This is a genomic window from Defluviitalea phaphyphila (assembly GCF_001466305.1).
Taxonomy (GTDB): Bacteria; Bacillota; Clostridia; order Lachnospirales; family Defluviitaleaceae; genus Defluviitalea_A; species Defluviitalea_A phaphyphila.
Genome location: NZ_JWID01000031.1, coordinates 1 through 9513 on the forward strand (window position 1 = coordinate 1; position 9513 = coordinate 9513).

Consider the following 9513-nt stretch of genomic DNA (forward strand, 5'->3'; position numbering starts at 1 on the left):
TACCTCCTTAATCTTAGAGATAATTATATCTTATTTCCCTACATTCTTAAATGATCATTTTATTACATTTTTATTGTATCATTTATATCTATGTATATTCTCAAGTTAATTCACGGTTCATGTATAAAAATCTTAAGATAATGTGTAGTGGAACGGTATTAAAAGAGTTACAATTAGTTGTGCTGGATAGTGGGAGGTATGAAACACCTGTTCCAAGGTGGGGATTTGTAGGTTATGATGAATGGAAGGTTAATCATAAATTCACATATAAATATTTTTTAAAGGATAGCATTGACTATAAATTACAGCAATTTCTTTTTGATACAGAAGATGAGGAAGAAGTATATGCAAAGAGAAGGTTTGATGAGGTGATTTTGTATTTTGAAAATGAAGAAGAAAAATCAGCATTTGAATTATATATTGAAAATAAACAGGACCTAATTGAATCATATATAGTCGAAGCAGACAAAAGATATTATGAAATTGATACCAGTAATAAAAAGTATGCTAAAGAATGTAAGCGTAGGCTGTCAACAGGATTAGCGCTTAATAAGGCATTACAAGAGTTTAGAACTTTATATAAATAATATTGCTTGTCCAGCAGAAATTTATATTATGATGGAAACTGTATTTTAAAGAAAAAACGCCAGAAAAACATTCTGGCGTTTTTTTTGGTGGACCGTGGATTACTTCATATGTCTTTTCTCAAAGATACATAAAAATTAACAAAAATTTTACAATAAAAAAACACGAATATGAAATATCCAAGAAACATGTCAACTACCACATCTTTAGTAGTATTTATTTATTTAGTATTATTTTTTTCTATGTATGACATTTTAGATTAAAAAAAGCCCTATTTTTTATGTGATATAATAGTTTAATTAAATTGGAAGGATGGTAATTATGGAGAATAAAAATCTTGAAACTTTTATTAATAAGTTAGCATTCTACAATGAACATTCTAGTGACGATAAAACTATTGTTTCTATAATAGTGAATAATAAAAATATAAAAGCGGTGAATCCTGTTCTTACGCATAACTTTGACCACGATGACATGCTATTATTTTTATTTACTTTAAATTTTTGTAAACCAGATTTCATCAAAACACAAAGGATAAGGGTTTATTTTAATGATGTTGCTAAATTTATTAATAAACCAGTCAATAATTGTCTCTATAATTATATAGAAGAAAGGTTTGACAAACTTTATAATAAGCAATTTGAAATAAGTTATAAAGAAGAAGGAAAAAATATAACTCATATGATTAATTTATTTCAATATATGAAATTTGTTGTAAACAAAAAATATATTGATAGAAGTTACGTAGATATGCAAATTAGCGATTTTATAATGCAACAACTACTAGATATACAAACTAAGAACATGTATCAAAAAGAGATTATGTCCTTTACTAATCCTATTTCCAAATTAATGATGTTTATGTTGGAAAGAGATAGAATTGAATGCTATAAATATAATGAAGAATATAGAAAGGTCTATTCTTATAATTATTTTTCCTCTAGAATAGATTTTCCCCTTGAAAATAGTAAAGAAGAAAATATAAGACTCTTAATCGACGCCTTTGAAGAAATAAAAAAGCAAAATATAATAGTTGATACTGTTGAATATTATTCGGGTAAAGAAGTATTTGTTGTAAGATTTATTTCTTTTAGTGAAACAGAGATTGAGGATTTAATATCTGATAGAAACTTTGAGATTAAATGATTTAGAATTAGCCTTTAGTGGTTTTTTAATATTAGATACTGTATAACATTGGTGCTTTCTTGGTATTCAATATGTTTTATCAGGGTTATTGGAATGTATGTTAAAATATTTTATGACCGTTATATATAAAACAAGAAAAATAAGGAGTGTAAGGAAATATGGAGGAAACTCTTGGCAATATATTGCAAGAGCATTTAAAGAAAGCAAAATTAATAGCAGAAATGTCTTGCACATTGCAAATTGTAAAGAGGTTAAAAGGAATGGGTTTTAGTGTAAAACAAGTTCTAAAAATAATTGAGTTGCCTGAAAGTGCTGTTTTAAGAATTTTTAATGGCAAAGAAGATATCAAAAAAATAGCAGAAGACATCGTAAATCAGCAAATAGCGGAAAATGACGGTAAAATTCCGGAAGATAGGGACTTTATAAAATGGGTAGAAAATGCTCTTGAGTATTTTGCACCAGAAGAAGATAAAGAAGAACTGGTACCACTGGCAGAACCGCAGAGGCTTACTTGTGAACAATGGGCACAGTATACGCCTTATGAAAACAAATTGGAACTTTTTGACGGACAAGCGCTAGCAGACTTAAGAGAACGGGAAAATATGATAATTGCCCTTATATATAATATTGGCCTGAAACATTTTGTTAAAATACTTCCGCAGGAGTCTAAAGCAATATTGAAAGAACTTATAAATGAACAATAACAACTATAGTTATATTTAGTTTATTTGTAGGTTTTATTGCATGTGGCTTAAAGGAAAGGGCTTTAGGTTTTAAGATAATGCTTTTTGGGATAAACATAACTTTATTCGGCGGAATAATTACAATTGACCCTGATTCCCACTTTGGTGGTATTGAGTATCTGATAAGCACTTTCAGGTTTAATAATTTCATTTATAGGTCTTATAAAAAGGACTAAATTTCCATCAAACGGTATTATGTAGATTATTGTTTTAGCCTGTGGGTAAATCTCTTGCCGATTTTCTATTGGCCCGCTATAATGAGGCAAAAGGAGTGAGGTTGATGAGAGCATTGAGGTGCAATAGTTCATATGCATTTGACGAAAATGAAGTTCATGAAAGTAATAAATATAATTTGAGGATAACTGTTGTTCAGAATATCATATATGTGTATTCATCACTGGATTTATGGATAATACAACGGATAGAGAAGAAACGATACTTTCTTTATCATCAAAATAAGAAATTCGGCAACAAAAATTATCACTTTCAACGAGAATTTAATAATCTGAGTGATACTTTTGAGTACATTCACAAACATGACGAGTTTGTTATAAAAATGAAATGGGAATTACCTGCAGGGCTAAAAAAAGCGTATAAGATGGCTGGAAGGAGAGATAAAGCAAACAAGGGTTAAGGCCAGAGAGGGCAACTTTAACCCTTGTTACAGCATAATTAGGAATCAGTAAAATTTGAGCAAACAATAATGTTTAAAGGTTATATACACTTACAATCCAAACTAAGAAAGCCAAAATAAAATGCAGAAATGCACCAAAAGCCGTATCTTTTATATAAATGGTTCCTGTTTCCTTATACAGAAAAAATAAATAGATGAAGTATATAACTATCCATGATAAATTATAAATCTTTTTTAAATTTATTTTACTAAAAAAAAGCCAAGTTTTGTTAAACAGCACAATATATATAGTAACTGCTAACATTAATGGCGATATATACCAAGTTCCCATAAAATTCCTTCATATTTTTTATATTCCAGTTATAAAAAAGAATTTTGGGAGATTTCAAGTTAAATTCAAAATTTTTATTTTTAGTAGAAGCATTACCAGCATAAAATAATTATATCAAACCTAAATGTTTGTTATAGCACAATAATTAGCAGACACTAAAATCGGAATCACTGTCTATCTCTAGTTTTAATCTTTTTATGTAACCATACAGCATTTTGATAATCTCAATTAGTTTTTCATCTAGAATATTATACTCTTCTCTATTTATATAACTATTTTGAAATGCAGTAAGAAGATGATTTCTTACTTCTCCTGCACTGCCCAGTGCTATATTTGCATGAACTATTTCTTTTTTGATAAATAATTGGGTGTTTCCTTCGGCAATATTTGCTCCAATACTACGGCTGGCTCTAATTAGTTGGTCCACAAGTCGATATTGTTCATATCCTGGGAATCCTTTTGCTAATTCCGCTATTTCCTGCTCTAAAGCATTCGCCTTTTGCCATACTTTCAGGCTTTTGAAATCTTTTATATATAAATTTTGGCTCATAAAATTCATCCTTTCATGATTTTTTTATATTATACGGATTGTTAGGGGCAAGTCAATTTTTAGTGCTAGAATTTTTGTAAAGTAATTATTGAAGGGTAAAAGGGCTGAGAAGATATATAATACATTATTAATCCTTAGCCCTTGTACCTTTTACCTAATACCTAAACTAGTTTTTGTCGCTTAAAAACCTCTTTAAATATTGTAATATCAATGTTTTAGAGAAATTTACTAAATACATAAATATATATGGAAGGGTAAAGTGGAAAGGGGAAAAAATTTAAGAAAAAGATGATAAAAAACACTTGAAAATATATTTAATGATTCCGTATAAAATAATCCGCTCATTAATTAATAAGGTAATTTTTAATATTATCAAAATTAAATACCTCCATTTTATATATAGATTGCTTACCTGGATTTGATAGGTAAGCAATTTTTTTGAAATCTGAGAAGAAGACTTGAAATTGTAAAAAATGATTTATTAAAAGAACCACAGAGAACTTTAATTTTATTTATGAATGGAGGAATCATTACGAGAAATAGTATTTTTTTAGGATTAGATAATGGAAATGCTTATACCAAAAGCAGTGAGGGTTTTAGTTGTCAGTCGGGCTTTACAAAATCTGATGTAGAGCCTATTACAAAACAAAATCTGCTTATATATCAAGGTATTTATTACAGCATAGGAAACAACAGGTCGAGCGTTCAATTAGATAAGACTCAGACTCAGGATGCTTTTATAATATCTTTGGCTGCAATAGCAGATGCAATTAACAAGGCAGGAATAGAACAGAAAGCAGATGTATTTTTAGGTGTGGGGCTTCCTATCATTCACTACGGTAAAATGAAAGCAAAATTCAGAGAGTATTTTTTGTGTAATAATATTAATTTCAACTATTTAGGAATAGACTATACAATTAGCGTTAAAGATTGCAGAGTCTATCCCCAGGGTTATGCTGCATTTATTAATATTTTTAAAGATTATAAAGATATTGCTTTGGCAAATGTGATTGACATTGGTGGTTATACTACAGATTTTTTTATGGTTGAAAACGGGATAATTAACACTGCAACCTGCTATTCGCTACCTAACGGTGTAATTACACTGTTTGCAAGTATACAGCAGGAATTATTAAAGATGAATATAAACCTAACAGAAAAGCAGATACAGGATATTATCTTAGGAAGAGAACCAGTTTTATTCGATGCAGATATCGGCAAAATGATAAAAATGAAAGCAGAGGAATATATAGAGAACTTATTAACAAAGATTTTGGAGTACGGTTTTGAATTCAGGAACCCAACAATAATCGTTGGTGGTGGGGGTATGATGCTGAGGAAATATATAGAGTCTTCGGATAGAGTAAAATATATAGAAAACCTTGACCAGTTTGCTAATGCACGTGGATATAAGATTTTGCTGGAACAAGAACTAAGAAGGTGATTTTATGGCTGTAAAAAGAATTAATTTATCTTTTTCTTTAGATAGGAAAGATGATTTAGAAGTATTTAACATACTATCAAAACAGAAATATAAAACAGATTATGTAATTAAGGCAGTGTTAAGTTATATAGGGGAAAGGGATAAGGGTTTTGATAAGGAAATAGTTAAACAGGCTGTGAAAGAAGCGATAGTGGAATGTGGAGGAATTACCACAGAAAACAAGGGAAAAGAGAATAATAGTTGCGTCGAACATGAATTACCTAACGAAATATTTAATATGTTCGATAATCTATAACCATTATGAGCAGGGAAGTTTCAGACTTCCTGCTTTTTTCTTAGATAACATATATGTAATAAACAGGTAATAGGTTACAAATTTCCTTAAGTTGTTTTTACCCTTTTCTCCTCGCCTCTTATCCCCTATGTCCTAACAGGAGGTTCCCAAACGAACTGGAATAAAAAGTTAGGTACTACAAAGAACTATAGTTTGATGGATAGTTGAAATATAAAGACAGACTCTTTACAAATAACATTGCTATATGATATTCTTAAAATGCATTCTGGGGAATGTAGTTGATAAATACGCAAAATAGGGGAAGTGATTGCTTTGCTGCAGTTTCTTTCCCTATTTTGTTTTTATATAAGGTAATTTTCTCTCAGGAGCATAATAGAAGCGTAAAACTCGATTTTAGAAATGGTTTCCTTATATAGAAAACTGATAAGATAATTATTTAGAATTCATTCTTTTTGCATGAGAAACGGAGCAAATGGATGGGTTTTAATAGGGAAAAGGAGTTAGAAACGGTTTTAAGGGTTAAGGGGTAAAAAAAGTGATTCTAAAATTGAGATGGGATAGTGAAAGGGCATGGGAAAAGGATGTTTGGGACAAGGGACGATATAATATAATGTAATATTAAAGGTATTAATTTTTTTCTTACCCATTATCTTATTAAAAATCCATAGAAAAAGGCTTCTCAGTAATAAACTGAAAAGCCTTTAAAAATAGTTATTCTGATAGCCATTTATCAAGATAATCAATCATTTTGTGTATGTTTGGATATTTTTTTTGAAACTGCTGCGGTTCTAGTTCTGGTATTTTTTCAGAGAGTTTGTTTATTAAATCCTTCAATTTGCCTAGTAAATCTTTTTCACTGTCGTAGTTGTATTCATAGACAGTTACTAGAATATCAAAATAATAGTCCAAATTCTGATATTGAACAGAATCTTTACCAAAAGCCTTATCAACAGTTTCTAGTAAATTGGCAATTTCTGATTTAAGATGCTTATTCTTCATAAACCACCATCTCCTTTCCAAAGTTTTATGGCATTATAGGAAAGGATAAAGATAAAAGTCAAATATATTTTTATATTTTATCAAATTCAAAAAATTTTTCTTTCTTGCAATGCGTCAATTATATGGTTAAAGTTAATTTTGTCGCCATAAAAATGCTTTAAACTTTCTGAATTCAAAGGTTTATACAGTTTCAACTAATTACATATATATTAACAACGGGATTAGAAGTATAAAGGCTAAAAATAAAAGACGGCATAAAAATATATCTAGCCATATGAGTGAATAGTATATTAATTCAGTAACATGGACTTCTATGGATACAGAGTACTATCTCGTTCTGCATAGATGGCTGCGAACCTTTTTAGCAGCCCTAGATTTTATCTTGCGGGAATATTCAGGAGTAATATTTAGTATTTGGGCAATTTCTATATGGGTATATCCATCTATGAGCAAATTTAATACTTGTTGTTCTTTATTGGTTAATATTCCTTTAATACTAGATAAAATATCGTCTATACTGTCAGCGTCGATAAGAGTATATATATTGTGTTTATATTGGAATTTATCAAAAGAATTAGTTGTGCCATTTGGAGAGCATTCATGTTTAATGCTGTCTATACTAAGCATCTGTATCGTCAAATCTCTCCTAATACATTTATATATGTAATTCCAATACTGGTCGCAGAACTTGACAGCAAGGTAATAGGAGTATTGATTATCATATTTATCTATTGATTTTTCAATTTTTTCTAAGGATATCTTATTTATCAGTTCCCAAAAGGGATAAATTAAGGAATAGTTCCAAGGCTGACTGTCATCTATATATCCATATAGTTGGATATAATCTTTCAGGTATTTCTCTAAAGCGGAGGTAAAATCAAATTTAAATTTAAAACTATTACCATTTTCATTGGGCAATAATGATTTTTGTAGTTTAATAAGTTTAGAATACTTTTTTTCTCTAACCTTTGGAGAGTAGATTTTAGTTATATCCCCTGTTATTGTCCACTTTAAAAGAGGTTCAATTATATTATAAAGATTGATAAAAACATCATTTTGCTGATGCTTATTTAAGACATTCTTTTTTTGCCCTAGTTTATATTGGTATAACAAAAATTTTACTTCTTCATCATTTACAAATGGCTTTTTCATTATAAATCATCCTCCACGACTGTTTTTGACATTTTAGCCGTGGCAGGAAGAAAATCAAATTTTCAGGCAAAAATTTTAAAAAAATAAGATGAAAATTTGAAACCTAACGAGACGCCTAATATAATGCCTCCAAATTAAGACGGAGGCGATGTATATGGAAAACAAAACTTTTTCGTTTGGTAAGGTAAAGGGGATGGGTATGGTGGAAGTTATGAATATGGAAACTATTCATGCTAATTTTTCAGGATTGCAGTATTTGTGGGGGCAGTACAAGAGAAGCACAGACAAAAGAGTGAAAGAAGAAATTGCGGAATGTTTCAAAACATATGCAGGTGAATATATAATTAGATTCGGGAAATATAAGGGGTTAACACTTAAACAGATTGATGAAATTAATAGAAGTTATTTAGAGAATTATCTTACCCATAATGGTGATGAAGAAATAAGGATAGTTGTTAAGACATACCTTAAATATCATCCAGAGAAGATAAAAGGGAAATATAATGTATATCAACAGCGGACATATGCATACTATAATGAGTTGAAGCAGAAGATTAATGACAGCAGCCAATCAAGTATGGAACACGTAGTGAGAACCCTAGGATATATCATAATAAATGGAAAGTTTGAGCACTGCCCGTGGGGATGTGACATGCACAGCAAAAAATACCAGCACGCTCTGTTAAAGAAAGGTATGGACGGTTCTTACTTTATTTACTGTTTTAAATGCGGACAAAGCAAAAACTTTATAAAATTCGTTTGTGAAAAGCGAGGCTGTCATTTTACTGAGGCGCTGGAATGGATATCAGGTATTTTGGGAATTATGGTTTCATCTGTCCCGCATAAAAGTGTTGCAGAAATAAAAAAAGAATTTGTAGGTGTTGAGGAAGAAATTGTGCTTGAGAAGAGAATTCTGCCGGAGATTAGTCTTCAAGGTTTTGGTTTTAATAAAGGAGTATATCCTCCTGAGTTTTATGAACGAGGATTTACAGTGAAAGATGCTGAAGAGATGGAAATATATTTTGCTGGAAGGGACTGTACTAATGAATTCAGAAACAGAATATGTTTTCTAGTGAGAGATTTGGACGAAAAGATTGTCGGGGTTGTGGGAAGAAATAAATACAGCGAAGAAGAACATTACGATTATTGGGCTAGAAGGCTGGGATTACAAGGCCTTAGCAGAGAAGAGCAGATAAAAGAGATTGAAAAACAAAACTGTAAATATAAAAAGTACTATAATTTTCAAGGATTTAGGTCAGGATGTGTTTTATATAATGCCAATCGGTTAGTTAATAGCAGTAAAGAAGAAGTTTTTATTGTTGAAGGACCCTTTGATGTAATGAAAATGGTTCTCAAGCATGGCTATAAAAATACGGTTGGGATGTTCGGCCATTCCCTCAGTAAGGGACAACTATATCAACTTTACCAGTTGTATGAGAATGTAAGAGAAAAAATTAAGATATATCTACTTGTTGACAATGATGAGGCTGGATTAAAAGGTTTTGAGAATAATGTAAAGAATCTTCAGGAATTAGGATTTAAAAATATCTATAAATGTCAAGTTAAAAATGTAACTTTTTGATCATTTAAGAATGTAGTTTTTTACTCATTATCCTGTTGAAAATGATCTTTTA

The 9513-nt window shown here is 30.1% G+C and carries 10 protein-coding genes; 7 read left to right on the forward strand and 3 right to left on the reverse strand.

The window, feature by feature from the left end; all coding sequences use genetic code 11:
- Positions 1-140 precede the first annotated feature (140 nt).
- The 4 genes from OM90_RS11230 to OM90_RS11250 all read left to right on the forward strand — a co-directional run bounded on the left by OM90_RS11230 (position 141) and on the right by OM90_RS11250 (position 3108).
- Positions 141-587 (forward strand): hypothetical protein, encoded by a 447-nt coding sequence (locus OM90_RS11230; RefSeq protein WP_207643869.1) that lies wholly within the window; start codon positions 141-143, stop codon positions 585-587.
- 319 nt (positions 588-906) lie between these two features.
- Positions 907-1731, forward strand: coding sequence for a replication initiator protein A (locus OM90_RS11235; RefSeq protein ID WP_058486973.1), 825 nt, complete (start codon positions 907-909; stop codon positions 1729-1731).
- A gap of 158 nt (positions 1732-1889) precedes the next feature.
- Positions 1890-2435 carry a hypothetical protein gene (locus OM90_RS11240; protein ID WP_058486974.1) on the forward strand — a complete coding sequence of 182 codons (546 nt, stop codon included), beginning with the start codon at positions 1890-1892 and terminating at the stop codon, positions 2433-2435.
- Positions 2436-2754: 319 nt separating this feature from the next.
- On the forward strand, positions 2755-3108 hold the full coding sequence (locus OM90_RS11250; RefSeq protein WP_058486976.1) for a hypothetical protein: 354 nt from the start codon (positions 2755-2757) through the stop codon (positions 3106-3108).
- A gap of 476 nt (positions 3109-3584) precedes the next feature.
- On the opposite strand, the gene OM90_RS11260 is transcribed toward OM90_RS11250, so the two are convergent.
- On the reverse strand, positions 3585-3989 hold the full coding sequence (locus OM90_RS11260; protein ID WP_058486978.1) for a four helix bundle protein: 405 nt from the start codon (positions 3987-3989) through the stop codon (positions 3585-3587).
- A gap of 514 nt (positions 3990-4503) precedes the next feature.
- Here OM90_RS11260 and OM90_RS11265 point away from each other — a divergent pair.
- Both OM90_RS11265 and OM90_RS11270 read left to right on the forward strand, forming a co-directional pair.
- On the forward strand, positions 4504-5433 hold the full coding sequence (locus OM90_RS11265) for a ParM/StbA family protein (RefSeq protein WP_058486979.1): 930 nt from the start codon (positions 4504-4506) through the stop codon (positions 5431-5433).
- 4 nt (positions 5434-5437) lie between these two features.
- Positions 5438-5728 carry a hypothetical protein gene (locus tag OM90_RS11270; RefSeq protein WP_058486980.1) on the forward strand — a complete coding sequence of 97 codons (291 nt, stop codon included), beginning with the start codon at positions 5438-5440 and terminating at the stop codon, positions 5726-5728.
- 711 nt (positions 5729-6439) lie between these two features.
- On the opposite strand, the gene OM90_RS11275 is transcribed toward OM90_RS11270, so the two are convergent.
- Both OM90_RS11275 and OM90_RS11280 read right to left on the reverse strand, forming a co-directional pair.
- The gene (locus tag OM90_RS11275; RefSeq protein ID WP_034844011.1) at positions 6440-6727 is read right to left on the reverse strand and encodes a hypothetical protein; all 288 of its coding nucleotides are present in this window, start codon (positions 6725-6727) and stop codon (positions 6440-6442) included.
- A 327-nt stretch (positions 6728-7054) separates the two neighbouring features.
- A complete protein-coding gene (locus OM90_RS11280) occupies positions 7055-7879 on the reverse strand; it encodes a LuxR C-terminal-related transcriptional regulator (RefSeq protein ID WP_058486981.1) in 825 nt (274 codons plus the stop codon).
- Between the two features lie 154 nt (positions 7880-8033).
- Between OM90_RS11280 and OM90_RS11285 the strand changes: the two genes are divergently transcribed.
- Positions 8034-9461, forward strand: coding sequence for a toprim domain-containing protein (locus OM90_RS11285; protein WP_058486982.1), 1428 nt, complete (start codon positions 8034-8036; stop codon positions 9459-9461).
- Positions 9462-9513: the final 52 nt, after the last annotated feature.

Coding starts and splice junctions, on each gene's coding strand:
- OM90_RS11280 (WP_058486981.1), bottom strand. CDS start 7,879: ATGAAAAAGCCATTTGTAAATGATGAAGAAGTAAAATTTTTGTTATAC.
- OM90_RS11250 (WP_058486976.1), top strand. CDS start 2,755: ATGAGAGCATTGAGGTGCAATAGTTCATATGCATTTGACGAAAATGAA.
- OM90_RS11270 (WP_058486980.1), top strand. CDS start 5,438: ATGGCTGTAAAAAGAATTAATTTATCTTTTTCTTTAGATAGGAAAGAT.
- OM90_RS11240 (WP_058486974.1), top strand. CDS start 1,890: ATGGAGGAAACTCTTGGCAATATATTGCAAGAGCATTTAAAGAAAGCA.
- OM90_RS11260 (WP_058486978.1), bottom strand. CDS start 3,989: ATGAGCCAAAATTTATATATAAAAGATTTCAAAAGCCTGAAAGTATGG.
- OM90_RS11230 (WP_207643869.1), top strand. CDS start 141: ATGTGTAGTGGAACGGTATTAAAAGAGTTACAATTAGTTGTGCTGGAT.
- OM90_RS11275 (WP_034844011.1), bottom strand. CDS start 6,727: ATGAAGAATAAGCATCTTAAATCAGAAATTGCCAATTTACTAGAAACT.
- OM90_RS11235 (WP_058486973.1), top strand. CDS start 907: ATGGAGAATAAAAATCTTGAAACTTTTATTAATAAGTTAGCATTCTAC.
- OM90_RS11285 (WP_058486982.1), top strand. CDS start 8,034: ATGGAAAACAAAACTTTTTCGTTTGGTAAGGTAAAGGGGATGGGTATG.
- OM90_RS11265 (WP_058486979.1), top strand. CDS start 4,504: ATGAATGGAGGAATCATTACGAGAAATAGTATTTTTTTAGGATTAGAT.